At 69.4% G+C, this 15,744-nt stretch carries 16 protein-coding genes; 7 read left to right on the top strand and 9 right to left on the bottom strand.

What is annotated here, in order from left to right; genetic code table 11:
- Positions 1-4: 4 nt before the first annotated feature.
- Positions 5-868, bottom strand: coding sequence for an AraC family transcriptional regulator (locus tag LC452_RS16400; protein ID WP_223627173.1), 864 nt, complete (start codon positions 866-868; stop codon positions 5-7).
- Positions 869-1,041: 173 nt separating this feature from the next.
- On the opposite strand from LC452_RS16400, the gene LC452_RS16405 reads away from it, so the two are divergent.
- Positions 1,042-1,557: a hypothetical protein gene (locus tag LC452_RS16405; protein WP_223627175.1), complete on the top strand. Its 516-nt coding sequence runs from the start codon at positions 1,042-1,044 to the stop codon at positions 1,555-1,557.
- A gap of 7 nt (positions 1,558-1,564) precedes the next feature.
- Here LC452_RS16405 and LC452_RS16410 read toward each other — a convergent pair whose 3' ends face one another.
- The gene (locus LC452_RS16410; protein WP_223627178.1) at positions 1,565-2,896 is read right to left on the bottom strand and encodes an aspartate aminotransferase family protein; all 1,332 of its coding nucleotides are present in this window, start codon (positions 2,894-2,896) and stop codon (positions 1,565-1,567) included.
- 126 nt (positions 2,897-3,022) lie between these two features.
- Between LC452_RS16410 and LC452_RS16415 the strand changes: the two genes are divergently transcribed.
- The gene (locus LC452_RS16415) at positions 3,023-4,549 is read left to right on the top strand and encodes a PucR family transcriptional regulator ligand-binding domain-containing protein (protein WP_223627180.1); all 1,527 of its coding nucleotides are present in this window, start codon (positions 3,023-3,025) and stop codon (positions 4,547-4,549) included.
- 24 nt (positions 4,550-4,573) lie between these two features.
- Here LC452_RS16415 and LC452_RS16420 read toward each other — a convergent pair whose 3' ends face one another.
- Together LC452_RS16420 and LC452_RS16425 are read right to left on the bottom strand one after the other, a co-directional pair.
- Entirely contained in the window at positions 4,574-6,139 is a 1,566-nt protein-coding gene (locus LC452_RS16420) for a CoA-acylating methylmalonate-semialdehyde dehydrogenase (protein WP_223627182.1), read from the bottom strand.
- Positions 6,140-6,241: 102 nt separating this feature from the next.
- On the bottom strand, positions 6,242-7,645 hold the full coding sequence (locus LC452_RS16425; protein ID WP_223627184.1) for a DHA2 family efflux MFS transporter permease subunit: 1,404 nt from the start codon (positions 7,643-7,645) through the stop codon (positions 6,242-6,244).
- A gap of 55 nt (positions 7,646-7,700) precedes the next feature.
- On the opposite strand from LC452_RS16425, the gene LC452_RS16430 reads away from it, so the two are divergent.
- Positions 7,701-8,324, top strand: coding sequence for a TetR/AcrR family transcriptional regulator (locus tag LC452_RS16430; protein WP_223627186.1), 624 nt, complete (start codon positions 7,701-7,703; stop codon positions 8,322-8,324).
- 6 nt (positions 8,325-8,330) lie between these two features.
- On the opposite strand, the gene LC452_RS16435 is transcribed toward LC452_RS16430, so the two are convergent.
- Positions 8,331-8,510 (bottom strand): hypothetical protein, encoded by a 180-nt coding sequence (locus LC452_RS16435; RefSeq protein WP_223627188.1) that lies wholly within the window; start codon positions 8,508-8,510, stop codon positions 8,331-8,333.
- A gap of 35 nt (positions 8,511-8,545) precedes the next feature.
- Between LC452_RS16435 and LC452_RS16440 the strand changes: the two genes are divergently transcribed.
- The 4 genes from LC452_RS16440 to LC452_RS16455 all read left to right on the top strand — a co-directional run bounded on the left by LC452_RS16440 (position 8,546) and on the right by LC452_RS16455 (position 10,368).
- A complete protein-coding gene (locus LC452_RS16440) occupies positions 8,546-9,079 on the top strand; it encodes a cysteine hydrolase family protein (RefSeq protein ID WP_223627191.1) in 534 nt (177 codons plus the stop codon).
- A gap of 42 nt (positions 9,080-9,121) precedes the next feature.
- A complete protein-coding gene (locus LC452_RS16445; protein WP_223627193.1) occupies positions 9,122-9,475 on the top strand; it encodes a nuclear transport factor 2 family protein in 354 nt (117 codons plus the stop codon).
- A 24-nt stretch (positions 9,476-9,499) separates the two neighbouring features.
- Entirely contained in the window at positions 9,500-9,892 is a 393-nt protein-coding gene (locus LC452_RS16450) for an ester cyclase (protein ID WP_223627195.1), read from the top strand.
- An 89-nt stretch (positions 9,893-9,981) separates the two neighbouring features.
- On the top strand, positions 9,982-10,368 hold the full coding sequence (locus LC452_RS16455; RefSeq protein ID WP_223627197.1) for a hypothetical protein: 387 nt from the start codon (positions 9,982-9,984) through the stop codon (positions 10,366-10,368).
- Here LC452_RS16455 and LC452_RS16460 read toward each other — a convergent pair.
- From LC452_RS16460 to LC452_RS16475, 4 genes are read right to left on the bottom strand one after another with little or no spacing between them, the layout of a single operon-like run.
- Positions 10,365-12,065, bottom strand: a complete 1,701-nt coding sequence (locus tag LC452_RS16460) for an ABC transporter ATP-binding protein (protein WP_223627199.1) — start codon at positions 12,063-12,065, stop codon at positions 10,365-10,367. The genes LC452_RS16455 and LC452_RS16460 overlap by 4 nt on opposite strands.
- Before the next feature lies 1 nt (position 12,066).
- A complete protein-coding gene (locus LC452_RS16465) occupies positions 12,067-12,933 on the bottom strand; it encodes an ABC transporter permease (protein WP_223627200.1) in 867 nt (288 codons plus the stop codon).
- Positions 12,930-13,949 (bottom strand): ABC transporter permease, encoded by a 1,020-nt coding sequence (locus tag LC452_RS16470; protein ID WP_223627202.1) that lies wholly within the window; start codon positions 13,947-13,949, stop codon positions 12,930-12,932. The genes LC452_RS16465 and LC452_RS16470 overlap by 4 nt, the downstream gene beginning before the upstream one ends.
- Complete coding sequence (locus LC452_RS16475; RefSeq protein WP_223627204.1) at positions 13,927-15,573, bottom strand: ABC transporter substrate-binding protein; 1,647 nt, start codon at positions 15,571-15,573, stop codon at positions 13,927-13,929. Before LC452_RS16475 ends, LC452_RS16470 begins: the two co-directional genes overlap by 23 nt.
- Between the last annotated feature and the right edge of the window lie 171 nt (positions 15,574-15,744).

Genomic DNA, 15,744 nt, shown 5'->3' on the forward strand with positions numbered 1-15,744 from the left:
CGCCTCAGCCCTGTTCGACCGGCAGCCAGAGTTCGCACGACGCGAAGTCGCCCGTGAACTCGAGGTAGCGGACGATCGAGGGGCCCGGACGCAGACGCCAGGGGTTCGACGGGAACCATTCGGTCGCCGTCGCCGCCCACAGGTTCTGCAGCGTCTCGGGGAACGGACCGCGGGCGGCGAAGACCGCCCAGGATCCTTCCTCGATCCGGATGACGTCGAGGTCGTCCGGCACCGGGGTCGATGCCTGCAGAGCGACGCCGTGCAGATAGGTGAGCAGGGTGCCTTCCGGGGCGTCGGGCTCGACGTCGGCCGTGACCGCGAGGATGCCTCCGGGCTCGGCTTCCCCGAGCTCCTTGAGGCGCGCATGCTCGGCCATCGGGATGGCGGCGATGTGCTCCTGGATGCGCGGATGCACACCCTTGTGGATGAGCGGAACCTCGACCGAATGGCCGGCGAGGACGAGCTCGGGCAGGGGGGTGATGGTGACATCCATCGGAGTGCTCCCTTCGACGCTCAGGCGGAACCGGAGCGTGGGTTGTGTGCGGAGAGGGCCCCCGTCTCGACGCGCGTCGACCGGACTGATGCCGTGCACCGCGCGGAACGCCCGACCGAACGCCTCGACCGATCCGTAGCCGTGGCGCACGGCCACGTCGAGCATGTTCGCGGCACCCGCGACCAGTTCGGCCGCGGCCCGCGTCATCCGCCGGCGCCGCACGTACTCGGACAGCGGCATGTCCGCCAGCGCCGAGAACATCCGGCGCAGGTGATACTCGGTCGTGCCGTTCTCGCGCGCGAACGCGGCGACGTCGATCTCCTCGGCGCCCGTCGCGTCGACGAGATCGATCAGGGCGTTGAGCGTGCCGATCATGAGGTCCTCCTTTCCCCACCATCGTGTGCGCAGAGCGCACTCCTCCGCCCGATCATTCTTGCCGGATCCGATCGACCCCTTTCACAGGGAGCCCATCACACCCGATGGACCTTATGTGAACGGGGTACAGCTAGTGTTGATAGTCCTGGGGAAAACGGCGAAGGCGAAGCAACATGAGAGTGAACGATGTTCTCTCCGGCGTCCCCTTTACGGCACCCGAGCTGCCCGACGCCGAGAATCCGTTCCTGCACACCGAGCTCTTCGTGCACGCCCAGGTCACCCGCATCCTCGTCGATGTGATGACGGGCACCGTCGGCATCCTCTTCGAGCTGCGGCAGGTGGAGCACCTGCCGGCGAACACCGCCCTGCTGCGCGTGACCGGGGTGGCGCAGCAGAACTGGATCGCCACCGCGATGGCGAACGAGTTCACCGCCTGGTCGATCTCGGGCGCGAGGATCCATCAGCGCGCGGGAGAGTTCCAGTTCGTCGCCCAGTGCCTTCCTGCCGGCGCCGTGCGCGTCGTGGGCTCGGCGGCGGAGTTCATCCTGCTGGAGGCCGCAGCACTGCCCTCCGCTCCCCCGGACTACCTCAACGACCCACGGGAGCTGATCCGTTTCGGCGTCGCGGACGAGAGCACGGAGTGCGAAGCGGTGGGGGTCGCACGCTCGACGCAGACCGAGAAGGTCTGACGCCCGGTCAGCGCCGGAATGCCGCCAGAGCCTCGTCGATGATGTCGAGCCCTCGGGTCGCGTCCTCTGCGGTGATCACGCACGGCGGCACCACGTGGATGCGGTTGTCGGCGAAGAACGGCAGCAGTCCGCGGGCGAGCAGGTCGCTCTTGAGCGCACCGATCGATGCGGCAGCCAGCGGCGCACGCGTCTCGCGGTCCTCGACCAGCTCGACCGCCCAGAACACGCCGCTGCCCCGGACTTCGCCGATGACGTCGTGCCGTTCGGCGAGCTGCTCCAGGCGCGGTCCGATGACCTCGGCGCCGATGCGCTTCGCGTTGTCGACGATGCCCTCCTCGCGCATGGCCTCGATGGTCGCGACGACACTCGCCGCGGCCAGGGGATGGCCCGAGTAGGTGAGCCCGCCGGGGAAGACCCGCTCGTCGAAGTGGTGGGCGATCTCTGAGGGGATGATGACGCCGCCGATCGGCACGTAACCGGAGTTGACGCCCTTCGCGAAGGTGATCAGGTCGGGACGCACGCCGAAGGCGTCGAGAGCGAGCCATTCGCCGGTGCGGCCGAAGCCCGCCATCACCTCGTCGAGGATCAGCAGGATGCCGTAGCGGTCGGCGATCGCGCGCACGCCCTCGAGGTAGCCCGGAGGCGGGGTGAGGATGCCGGCCGTACCGGGGACGGTCTCGATGAGGATCGCGGCGATGCTCTCGGGGCCCTCGGCCTGCACGACGCGTTCGAGGTGGTGCAGCGCGCGGGCGGACTCCTCTTCGGGCGTCGTCGCCCAGAACTCCGAGCGGTACAGGTACGGTCCGAAGAAGTGCACGTGACCGCGGGAGTACTCGTTCGGGATGCGCCGCCAGTCACCGGTCGCGACGACCGCGGCCCCGGTGTTGCCGTGGTAGGAGCGGTAGGCCGAGAGCACCTTGTCGCGGCCGGTGAACAGACGAGCCATGCGGATCGCGTTCTCGTTGGCGTCGGCGCCGCCGTTCGTGAAGAACACCTTCTCGAAGCCCTCGGGCGCGATGTCGACGATCAGCCGCGCGGCCTCGGCGCGCACGGCGTTGGCGTGCGCCGGAGCGACCGTCGTGAGGATGTCGGCCTGGGCCTGGATCGCCGCGACGACCTTCGGATGCTGGTGGCCGATGTTCACGTTGACGAGCTGGCTGGAGAAGTCGAGGTAGCGATTGCCGTCGGCATCCCACACCGTCGTGCCCGAGCCGCCGGCGAGCGGCAGCGGCGCGAGCGCGCCCTGCGCCGACCACGAGTGGAAGACGCGCGAGCGGTCGGCATCCGACACTTCGGCGTTGGTCGAGGTCGAGACGGCAGAGGGCGAGGGGTTCGACATGGGAGTCCTTCGGATCCGTGCGGGAGCGGCATCTGATCATCTCAGTCTCCGCCGACACGGCGAATCGCCAATCCGTCTATCGAGTGCTGTCTTGACGGACAGAACGGCATCGGACAGGATGCGGAGGTGCCCGCCACCCTCCGCGCCCTGCTCAGCGAATCGCGCTTCGACCTCCGCCCGATCAGCGGCGTCGACGACGGCCTGCTCACGCGGGCCGTGCTCTGGGCGCACAACTCCGATCTTCCCGACCCGACGCCGTGGCTCGATTCGGGCGGACTGCTGCTGACCGACGGCGTGCAGTTCGGCGCCCCCGACCCCACGCCGATGCGGCCGTATGTACGGCGCCTCGTCGATCACGGTGTGCTCGCCCTGGGGTTCTCGACGGGGATCGTGCACGACCGCATTCCGGACGACCTGGTCGAGGCGGCGACCGCGGAGGGCCTTCCGCTGTTCGAGGTCCCGCGGGACACCCCGTTCATGGGCATCATCCGCTTCGTGTCCGACGCCGTCGCCGACGACGATCGGCAGATGCTGGAGCGGTCGTTGCGTGCACAGCGATCCGTGGCCCGCGCGGCCCTGCGCCCCGACGGACTCGCCGAGATCCTGCGCGAGCTCGAGCGCGAGCTGGGGTGCTGGGTGGCTCTCTTCGATGCCGCTGGCTCGCGCGTCACCGTGCCGACTCGACATGAGATCCCGACATCGCTCGCGCCTGAGATCGACGATGCCGTGGCGAGCGCTCTCTCACGCGGCCGGACCGCGGCCGTGCGACTCAGCATCGCCGGCGCCGGGGAGGTGACGCTGCAGACCCTCGGGCAGCGGGGAGACCTTCGCGGCATCCTCGCGGTCGGAACCGGCACCGGCGCTCTCGATCGCGCACGCGCCGACCTGGTCGACGCGGTGATCGCGCTCGCCAGCATCGCCCTCGAGCAGAGCCGCACTCTCGACGAGGCGCGTCGGCGACTGCGCTCCGGGGTGCTGGAGCTGCTGACCGCGGGGATCACCGGCGTCGCCCAGCGCACCGTGTCGCACCTCTGGGGCCCGCTGCCCGACGGCGCGCTCCGCGTCGGCTGCATCACGCTTCCCGGCGGAGCGGATGAGGGCGCCCAGACCCTGCGCTCCGGGTTGGAGCTGCTCGCGGTCGAGAGCGAGGGCGCCCTGTTCTTCGCCGAGCGCGACGACCGCATCGTGACGATCACCTCCGACGAGGGCAGAGCCGACCTGGTCTCGCTGCTGCATCGCCACGGCGTCGTCGCGGGCTTCTCGGCGCCGACCACGTGGGACCGGTTCACCGAGGCGATGACCGAGTCCGAGCGGGCGCTGGCGCGCGCGACCCCCGCTCAGCCGATCAGCGACTTCGACGCCATCGCCCGGGTGGGACTCCTCGGGCACCTCGAGCACACGCAGGCGCACGACATCGCGCGCCGGATGCTGCTGCCGCTGCAGAACGCGAACGCTCCGGCCGACCTCCGCCGCACGCTCGAGGTGTGGCTGGAGCACAACGGCGCGTGGGATCCCGCGGCCAAGGCCCTCGGCATCCATCGGCACACCCTGCGCGCCCGGGTCGATGCCGCGGCCGTGCTGCTCGACCTCGACCTCGACACCTTCGGGGCCCGTTCAGAGCTCTGGGGCGCGCTGAAGCTCACGCAGCCCTGACGCGCGGGCCTGCGACGCGGGGGCTCAGCTGTTCTGCGGGAAGCCGAGGTTGATGCCGGTGTGCGAGGGGTCGTTGCGGGTCGCGGGGTCGATCCAGCGGCTCGTGACGGCCTTCTCGCGGGTGAAGAAGTCGAAGCCGTGCACGCCGTACGCCTTCGCGTCGCCGAACAGCGACTTCTTCCAGCCGCCGAACGAGTGATACGCGACCGGCACCGGGATCGGCACGTTGATGCCGATCATGCCGACCTGCACCTCGCTCTGGAACCGACGAGCCGCTCCACCGTCGTTCGTGAAGATCGCCGTACCGTTGCCGAACTCACCCGAGTTGATCAACGCGAGGCCCTCGTCGTACGAGTCGACGCGCACGACGGAGAGCACCGGTCCGAAGATCTCCTCCGTATAGGCTCGCGACGTCGTGGGGAGGCCGTCGATCAGGGTCGGCCCGAAGAAGAAGCCGTCTTCGTGCCCGTCGACCGTGAAGCCGCGGCCGTCGACGACGATCCTCGCGCCGTCCGCCTCGGCGATGTCGACGTAGGACGACACCTTGTCGCGGTGCACGTCCGTGATCAGCGGGCCCATGTCGGGCTCGACGCCGTCGACGCCGGCGCCGTTCCCGATCTTCAGAGCCGCGATGCGGTCGGTGATCTTCGCGATCAGGTCGTCGGCGACGGGCTCGACGGCCAGCACCACGCTGATCGCCATGCACCGCTCGCCCGCGGCGCCGAATCCCGCGTTCACAGCGTTGTCGGCGACGAGGTCGAGGTCGGCATCCGGCAGCACCAGCATGTGGTTCTTCGCCCCGCCGAGGGCCTGCACCCGCTTGCCGTTCTTCGATGCCGTCTCGTAGATGTACTGCGCGATCGGCGTCGAGCCGACGAAGCTGATCGACTGCACGACGGGAGAGGTGAGCAGGCCGTCCACGGCGAGCTTGTCGCCCTGCAGCACCGTGAAGACGCCGTCGGGGAGGCCGGCCTCCTGCCAGACGCGCGCCAGCCACAGGGCGGCGGACGGGTCCTTCTCGGAGGGCTTCAACACCACGGCGTTGCCGGCGGCGATCGCGATGGGCACGAACCACAGCGGCACCATGACGGGGAAGTTGAACGGCGAGATCACTCCCACCACTCCGAGGGGCTGCTTGAGGGAGTACACGTCGATGCCCGAGGAGGCGTTCTCACTGAATGCGCCCTTGATCAGGTGCGGGAATCCGGTCGCGAGCTCCACGACCTCCTGGCCGCGGAGGATCTCGCCCATCGCATCGGAGACGACCTTGCCGTGCTCCGCCGTGATGATCTCGGCGAGTTCGCGCTTGCGGGCGTTCAGGATCTCACGGAACGCGAAGAGCACCGACTGGCGCTTCGCGATCGAGTAGGCGGACCAGACGCGGAATCCGGCATCCGCCGAGGCGATGGCCGCATCGATCTCGGCCTGGTCGGCGAGCGCCACCTGCGCCTGCACCGCACCGGTCGCGGGATTGAACACCGGCGCCGTGCGACCCGACTCCGAGGCGCGCAGCGCGCCGTCGATCCAGTGCGCGATCACCGGGACGGAGGAGTCCGTCGTCGAGGCGGCGGACGTGTCAGTGATGGTCATTCTTCACCTCAGGGGTCGTCGAGCGGGGTGAGACCAGTGAAGCAGGATGCGTGACGCGGGGCGGGTGCCAGTACGTCCTGCACTGACGCGAGTCATCGACAGTCAGGCAGCCGTCAGGTCGTCGACCGCAGGGCGCCCCGCGAGCCGGGTCGCCAGCACACCGATGCCGACCATCACCGCCACCGGCAGCCAGAACGGCGCCGCGCCGACGCCGGCATCCCACTCGGAATGACCGATGAGGATCACGAGGATGCTGACCCCGAGCGCCCCGCCGAGCTGATTGCCGATGAACAGGATGGTGCTGCCGGAGGGAACCATCGTCGCGGGCAGCACCCGGTACAGCGTGGAGACGGTCGGGCTGCCGATGGAGCCCAACCCGAGCCCGATGAGCAGGGCGATACCCGCGAACGTCCAGATCGAACTGGACCCGTCTGTGGTCATGATGCCGAGGAACCCGGCGAGCCCCAGCGCGACCCCCGTCCAGACCAGGACGCGCCCGTCGACGCGGTCGCTGAGGCGTCCGGCGATCGGCATGGCGACGAGCGTCCCCACGCCGTACGGGATCATCAGCAGGCCCGCGGTCGTGGCGTCCAGCCCCGCGACGCCGACGTAGTACAGCGGCAGTCCGAAGAACAGCGGATAGATCCCCGCACCCATCAACGCCATGATCCACACCGCGGGACCGAATCCGCGATGGCCGAAGGTCCCGAGATCGACGATTGCCGCGCGGCCGCGGCGGCGAGCAGACACCACGAACCCGACGAGCGCGGCGACTCCGGCGGCGAGCACACCGATCGTGACGGCGTCGAAGCCGTCGGCCGTCGCCGCACGGGAGAGCCCGAAGAGCCCGAATGCGGTGGCGAGAGCGAGGAGCACCAGGCCCCGCACGTCCAGTCGGGCGCGTTCGAGGGAACCGGCACGCAGCACGAGCACCGAGCCGATCAGGATCACGATCGCCGCGATCCCCGTGAAGACGAAGGTCCAGCGCCACCCGAGGGTGTCGACCACGAGGCCGCCGAGCGCCGGGCCCGCCAGAGGGCCCACCGACATCACCGCGGCGGTGGACCCCATCACGCGTCCGATGCGCGCGGGACCGGCGAGTCGAGCGAGGGCGGTGAGCATGACCGGTTCCAGGGCCCCACCGCCGAAACCCTGCACGACGCGAGCGACCGACAGCGTGCCGAAGTCGGCCGCGAACACCGCCAGCAGCGACCCGACGGCGAAGATCGAGATCGCCATGAGCCACGTGCGGCGTACGCCGAATCGGAGCGTCGCCCATCCGCTCAACGGGATCGAGATCCCTGCAGCCAGGAGGTAGGCCGTGGTCACCCATTGAGCCGATGCCACGTCGGAACCGAACTCGCCGGCCATCTGCGGCACGGCCACACCGACCACCGTGGTGCTCAGGAGCGCGAGCACTCCGCCCGCGACGAGCACGGCGGCCGTCGCGCCGAAGGAGGACCGGTCGACCGGAACGAACTTCTTCGTATCAATTTTTGAACTCACGCGTTAACTATACGACGGAGTTCACAATGTGCAACTGCCGGGTTAGGCTGAGGGCATGGCCACTCCGCGCGACACCCGCCCCGACCGAGGCGAGAAGATCCTCGACGCCGCCCTCGCCGTCTTCGGCCGCGACGGCTTCACCGACGGCAACGTCGAGGAGATCGCCAAAGTCGCCGGTGTCGCGAAGCCCACGGTCTACAACCGCTTCGGCGACAAGCAGACCCTGTTCGCCGAGACGGTCGAGCGGGGTTCGGCGCGGGCGAACGAGAGGGTCCTCGGCGTGATCGCCACGGTCGACGTGCACCCCGATGATCTGCGGTCCGAGCTCGAGCGACTCGGGCAGGCGCTCGTGGGGTGCGTCTCGCATGCCGAGGGCGCGGCACTGATGCGGCTGCAGTTCTCGGAACGGGCGCGCTTTCCCGAACTGATGGACGGCATCCGCGAAGGCAACCGCACACGCACCATCGACGCGCTCGCCGGCAAGCTCGCCCAGTTGGCCACCGCCGGGTATCTCCGCCTGACGGATGCGCCCCGGGCAGCTCGCCAGTTCCTCGCCCTGGTCTCGGACGATGCGCTCGCCAGCAGCGGGTTCGGCGGGCGTGTGCTCAGCCATGACGAGCTCGACGAGCCGGTGCGCACCGGAGTCGACACTTTCCTGGCCGCGTTCGGGAACGGGTGAGGCCGGTCAGGCTTCCGGCCGCCGCGCGCTGACGATCCACGCCCGCGAATCGAACCAGACCCCGTCCTTCCGGGTGTGCGCGATCAGTGTCTCGCGGATCGCGTCGATCGCGCGTTCGGCATCGGCCGACGGCATCCGACCCCGCATCCCGGTGACGCACGAGAAGCCCATGATCCTGACCGGCACGGCCGGCAGTTCGGCCAGGGCGTCATACTCGGACGATGGATGCTTCTCTCGAACGCAGCGGACTCGTCGTCGTGGATGTGCAGGCGGGGACCCTACCCAACGCGCGCGCAGTGACCCCCGATGAGCTCGTCGCGCACGTGCGAGAGGTCGTCGATGCCTTCCGCTCGGCAGGCCGCCCCGTCCACTTCGTCGTATCGACGGGCACGCCGCCCGGTGACACGGCCGCCGGCTCGGGCGGACGCATGTGGCCGGAGGGCTTCGATGTTCTCGACCCTCGATTGCAGCGCCACGAGAGCGAGCCTCTCTGGCGCCGCGCCGGATGGAGCGCGTTCGCCGGCACCGGCATCATCGACGCTCTGCACGGGGTCGACGTGGACACCGTCGTGCTCGTCGGGCTGGCCACGACGTTCGGCATCGAGTCGTCCGCCCGCGCCGCCTACGACGCGGGGTTCTCGGTCGTCGTCGTGACCGACGCGGTGTCGGATCCGGATGCCGAGCGGCATGACGGCTTCCTCACCCGCGTGCTGCCCGCCCTCGGGCGCGGTATGCGCGCGGCCGACCTCGCCTGACCCCCCTTGCTCTCACAGGGGAAGACGGAGGACGCTGGGAGCATGAGCAACCCGGACATCACTCCCGCACTGCCCACGTCGATCCAGGAGTTCGTCGACGCCACCAACGCCGGCGACACGGAACGCTTCGTCGGCGTCTTCACCGAAGACGCGAACCTCGACGACTGGGGGCGGAAGTTCCACGGGCACGACGGCATCCGCTCCTGGAACGACAGCGACAACATCGGCAAGCAGAGCCACTTCGACGTCGTCAGCGTCGTCGAGGGCGAGGAGCCGCAGACGTACGTCGTCACTCTCGCCGTCAGCGGGAACGGCTACAACGGCACCGGGCCGATGATCTTCACCCTGAGGGACGGACTCATCGCCGACGTGAAGATCACCGACACGACGACCTGATCACCCGCGCGAGACAATGGTGAGGTGATCGAATCGTGGGAGCTGCGGGAGTGGTTCGGCGACTACCTCGACGCCTGCAACCGGCATGACCTCGACGCCATCCGTGCTTTCGTCCACTCGGATGTACGACGCGCTCACCTTCCCGGGGGCGCAGACGCGTGGATCGCCGACGTCGCCGAACTGATCGAGGCCTTCCCCGACTGGCAGTGGCGACGCATCCAGCTCATCGTGGAGGATGAGCGCATCGCCGCGCATCTGCGCGGTGGCGGTACGCACCTCGGCGCCTTCCGAGGAGTCGCCGCGACCCGCCGCCGCGTCAACGTGGCCGAGTTCGGAATGTTCCGCATCGTCGACGGACGGGTGGCGGAGTTCAGCGGGACGGATGCCGGCGCCCTCCTCCACGCCCTCTCGGGCTGACGGCTGGTGCGGGACGGGCGCGCGCGAGTACTCTTCGCGGACGGGGATCCGGCACGGAACGAATCCGATGCGGATCAGGAGGAGCGACGATGACGACGCGTGACGAAGACTCGACGGCCACGACGCCGCGCTGGGTCTCCTGGTGGTTCCGCGGCGCTGCCGTCTACGGGCTCGTCGTGCTGATCCCGCAGTACTTCCTGCCGCCGCCGGCCGGTGCGGAGGTCTTCTTCTACGGCTTCATCGGCACGGCGGCCGCCTTCCAACTGGTCTTCTTCGTGATCGCGGGAGATCCGGGGAGACACCGTGCCCTGATGCTCGTCGGGGTCGTCGAGAAGCTCGCCTACGGCGTTCCCGTGCTGATCCTCTTCGCGCTAGGGCGTGCGGATGCTCTCTACGTCGGCGCCGCGATCATCGACCTGATCCTCGGCGTCGGATTCTTCCTCGCCTGGCGCGCGACCCCGCGGCGGGGGCGCTAGCGAGGCTGCTCGTCTCCCACCTCGATGGTCCGGAGCGCCCGCAGCAGCTCCTGCGTGTACGGGTGTGCCGGCGCACGGAAGATCTGCTCGGCGTCTCCGTGCTCGACGACCACGCCGTCCTTCATGACGAGCACGCGGTCGCTGAGGTGATGGATGACACCCAGGTCGTGGGAGATGAAGAGATAGCTGAGCCCGTACTCGTCCTGCAGGTCGACGAGCAGATCGAGCACCTGTGCCTGCACCGAGACGTCCAGCGCCGACACCGCCTCGTCGAGCACGAGGATCTCCGGCGACGTCGCCAGAGCCCGCGCGATCGCGATGCGCTGGCGCTGACCGCCGGACAGGCGCAGGGGGAACCGCTCACGCACGGATGCCGGCAGCGCGACCTGGGCGAGCAGATCGACGACGCGCTGCTCGCGCTGACGCCGCGTCAGACCGGCATCCGCGGGGATGGCGTCGAGCAGGATGCGCTCGGTGTTCCAGCGGGGATCGAACGAGCTCAGCGGGTCCTGGTACACGACGCCGATGCGGGGGCGCAGGGGACGACGACGGCGCTCCGGGACGGCGGACCACGCCTCCCCGAGCAGTCGCACCTCCCCTTCGTCGGCGTGCTCGAGCGCCAGCGCGATGCGCGCCGTCGTGCTCTTGCCCGATCCGGACTCTCCGACGATCCCGAGGGTCTCGCCGCGGTGCAGCGTGAACGAGACGTGATCCACCGCCGTCTGATGTGTGCCGTCGGGCGAGACGAAGCGCTTGACCAGGTCGCGGGCCTCCAGCACCGGCTCCCCCTTCTCCCCCGACGAAGGGCGAGCGAGATGCAGGTTCGGAACGGTACGCTCCTGCGGTGCGAGACGCTCACCGCGGGTGTGACCGCTCGGAACGGCGTCGACCAGGCTCTGCGTGTAGGCGTGACGCGGCGCTCCCAGCAGCTGCGCCGCCGGACCCTGCTCGACCACCTCGCCCCCGCGCATCACGAGGATGTCGTCGGCGAGCTGCGCGACGACGGAGAGGTCGTGGCTGATGAGGATGATCGACGCGCCCTGCACCTTCGCGTCCTCCAGCAGCGACAGCACCTGAGCCTGCACGGTGACGTCGAGGGCCGTCGTGGGCTCGTCGGCGATGATCACCTCCGGGTCGAGCGCGATGGCCGAGGCGATCAAGGCGCGCTGCCGAAGCCCTCCGGACAGCTCGCCCGGTCGCTGTCTGGCGCGCACCTCGGGTTGTGGAACGTCGACGCTCGCGAGCAGCTCGATCGCCTTGCGGCGACGCGCGGCGCGGTCGCGCCACCCATGCAGGCGCAGCGCCTCCTCGATCTCACGCCCCACGGGGCGGAGAGGGTCGAGCGAGACGAGTGCGTCCTGCTGGATGAAGCCGATGCGCTTCCCGCGGATGCCGCGCCATGACCGGTCCGTCTGTGCGGTGAGGTCGATGTCGCCGAGCGAGATCTGCTCCGCATCGACCACGGCGCCCGCGCCGGTGAGCCCGGCCAGAGTGCGCGCGGTGACGCTCTTGCCCGAACCGGATTCGCCGACGATCGCGACGCATCGGCCGGCGGAGAGCGTGAACGAGACGTCGCGAACGACGCTCACGGTCTCGCCGTCGCGGGCGAACCCGACGTTCAGGTTCCGCACCGTGAGACGCTCCTTCGCCACCGCGGGCGCGGAAGGCTGCGAGGTGATGAGTTCGGCGACGCTCATGTCATCTGCCCTTCTCGAGACTGTTCTGGATGTGCTTGCCGATCGTCGTCGCCGTCAGCGCGAGCACGAGGATGACCAGACCGGGGATGAACGTCAGCCAGGGCGCCTGCAGGATGCTGGCACGCCCGGCATCCAGCAGCGCTCCCCACTCCGACGAGGGTGGCGCGACGCCGAGACCGAGGAACGACAGCCCGGACGCCCACACGATCGACTGCCCGATCGCCATCGTGAACACCGCCACGAGCGGCCGGATCGCGTTCGGCAGAACATGCCGCCCGAGGATCCTCCACCAGCCGTGGCCGAGCGCGCGCGCGGCCTCGACATAGCCGGCGTTCTTCGCAGACAGGATCTGGCCCCGCACCATGCGGGCGTAGCCCGGCGCGGTGCTGACGCCGACGGCCACTACCTGCGTCCAGGGCGACGGGCCGAGGATCGACACGAGCAGCAGCGCGAGCAGCAGGTTCGGGAAGGCGAACACCACCTCGATGAGGCGGTTGACGATCGCCGCCGTGACGCGATCGCCGAGCGCCGCGATCGACCCGAGGACGAGGGCGGCGATCAGGGCGATCCCCGCGGCTCCGATCCCGATCAGCAGCGACTCGCGCGTGCCGTGGATGACGCGGCTGTAGAGATCGCGGCCGGCCTCGTCGGTGCCGAACCAGTGCGCGAACGACGGCGGCTGCAGCGCGTCGGCGAATCCCTGCGCGGTGGGGTCCTGCGTGGCGAGCACGTTCGGCGCGACAGCGGCGATCACGAACAGGACGGCGAGGACGATCGCGGTGATCAGCGACCAGCTCACCGGACGGCGTCGGCGTTGCACCGCCTTCGCGGCGGGGCGGGCGATCTTCGCGGGAGGGGCGGTGGTCATGACGTCTTCAGCCTCGGGTCGATGAGCGTGTACACGATGTCGACCAGGAGGTTGGCGACGACGTAGAGGACGGCGACGAGCACCACGATGCCGGTCACGACGGGAAGATCCTGCGCTCCGACCGCGGCGACCAGCGTCTTCCCGATGCCGGGGCGCGAGTAGATCTGCTCGACGATCACGGCGCCCGACACGGTCGCGCCGAGGGCCCATCCGGTCAGGGTGACGGCGGGGATCGCTCCGTGCCGCAGCACGTGGCGGAGCCGGATGCCCAGGTCGCCCATGCCCCGCATCCGGGCGCTGAGGACGAACGGCTGGTCCAGGGCGCGCTCGTATTCCGCTCGCACCGACTGCCCCATGAAGCCGGCCAGCGGGATCGCGAGGGTGAGCGCGGGAAGCACGATGCCGTTCACCCCGCTGCCGCCCATGACCGGGAACCAGCGGAGGGTCAGAGCGAAGAACAGCAGGAGCAGGATGCCGAGCCAATAGGGCGGCAGCGCGGCAGTGACGGTGTCGACGGTGGACCCGAGCGCCCGCACGCGCGGACCGCGTCCGGCGGTGAGGGTGACCCAGATGACCATCAGCACCCACGCGAGCAGGATGCCGGTGACGGTGAGCACGAGCGTCGAGCCGAGCTGTTCGCCGATCAGATCCCACACCGGACGGAACTGCTGGTACGAGGTGCCGAGATCGCCGCGGAGAAGACCGCCGATGTAGTTCAGGTACTGGACGAGCACGGGGTTGTCGAGCCCGTAGGCGTCGATGATCGGGGCGAGCTCGTCGGGCGTGCGCTCCTGCGCCTGCCCGGTGCGGATGTTCAGGATCGCGGTGGCACGGTCCCCGGGCAGCGCCACCTGCGCGAGGAAGGCGGCGGTGGCCGCACCCCACAGCACGACGACCGCGCCCGCGATGTTCGATGCCGCGCGCCGGAGTGGCCGGAGCGAGCGTCGGGGCGCTCCCGGCCGACCGGAGGCGATCCGGTCGGCCGGGAGGGCCTCACTCGACGAAGTAAGCGTCATAGAAGGTCGGTCCTCCCTGTGCGTTCTCCTGCCAGACACCGCGCAGGTGAGGGTTGACGCCGAGCGTGCTCAGCCGGTCGTAGAGGCCGAACGAGAGGGCGTGCTCGGCGATGAACTCCTGCGCCTGCCCGTAGAGCTCGTTCTGCGTGTCGATGTCCGGCTCGGAGTTCGCCTGGAGGATCAGCGCCTCGAGCTCGGGGCTGTCGTAGAACGCGTTGTTCGAGTAGTTCGGGTTGTCCTCGGTGCTCGGACGCCAGTTGATGTAGAGGATCCCCGCGTTCACGGAGGTCCAGTACCCGGCGGAGATGTCGTAGGCGTCGGGGCCGCTGTACGTGCCCGCCCAGGTCTCGGACGGCGGCACCGGGATGAGGTCGACCTTGAAGCCGGTGGCCTTCGCCTGCTCCTGCACGGCCTGGAAGATCGAGGCGCCGTCGGCGTTGATGATGGTGCCGGCGTTGTAGGGGAACACGACCTCGAGGGTCTTCCCGTCCTTCACCCGGTAGCCGTCGTCGTCGCGATCGGTCCATCCGGACTCGTCGAGCAGGCGGTTCGCCTCGTCGGCGTCGAAGGCGTACCAGTCGGCTGCCTTCTGGCTGTACCCGGGAGTCGCCTGGCTGACCCCGCCGTTGCCCTCGAAGGGGATCACGCCGTGACCGATCGTCTCGACGATGCTCTCCCGGTCGAGGCTGTAGATGAACGCCTTGCGCAGGTTCTCGTCCGTGAACGGGGCGCGAGTCGTGTTGAACGAGATCTGCTGGGGGCGCCCGGGCGTCACGTACTTGTGCAGCTCGTACTGCTCGCCGTCGAGTCCGTCCCACTCGATCGCGGGGATGTCGTAGATCGCGTCGGCCTCACCCGAGCGAAGCGCCGACACACGGGTGACGCCGTCGGCGACGAACTTCCAGTCGATCTTCTCCACATAGGCGGGTCCGGTGTGCTGGGCGTTCTGGGGCCACGACGTGTAGTCGTCGTTGCGGACGAGCACGACGTTCTCCCCGCGGTTCCACTCCTGGACGATGAACGCTCCCGAGCCGATCGGCTGCTCGCAGTTCTCCTCATCGGTGCGGGTCTCGAGCGCCTTCTGCGACTGGATGCCGAAGTAGCCCTGCGCCAGATTCTCGATGAAGCGCGTGTACGGACGGGAGAGGTGGATGGCGACCGTGAGATCGTCGACGGCCTCCGCGGACTCGTAATAGCCGCCGAGCCAGACGGCCGCCGTGCTGTTGCCGCCGTCGACCCAGTAGTCGAAGTTGTACGCGACCGCCTCGGCGTCGACAGGCGTACCGTCGGTGAACTCGACACCGTCCTTGAGCGTGAGCGTGTACGTCAGGCCGTCGTCGCTCACCGCCCAGTCCTCCGCAAGCCACGGCACGGCTTCGCCCTCTTCGGTCAGCGAGAACAGGCTGTCGAGGAACTGGTACGAGATGTACGCCTGCTCGATCCACCCGCCGAAGAGGCACTGCGGCTCCTGCTGGTGCGCGTAGACGATCGTGCCGCCGTCGACGCGCTCGGCGTCGGCCGAGGGTGCGGCGACCGCGCCGGCGTTGCAGGCGGTCAGTGCCACGGCGAAGACGGCCGCGGCGGCGGTCGCCGCCAACGAGCGGCGGATCCTGGGGGCGTTCATGGGGCTCGGGTGCCTTTCGTCGGGTGACTTCTTGCGACGGCATCCGGAAGCCGTGCTGCAGCGATCCTCCCGATCCGGATGCCGGCGCACACCTCATCCGTCACGCGCGGCCGTCAGACGTCACATCGCGTCATCCGGGCTCACGCAGCGACATCGGATGCCGGGGCGCCC

This window comes from Microbacterium sp. EST19A (assembly GCF_019969685.1).
Lineage (GTDB): Bacteria > Actinomycetota > Actinomycetes > Actinomycetales > Microbacteriaceae > Microbacterium.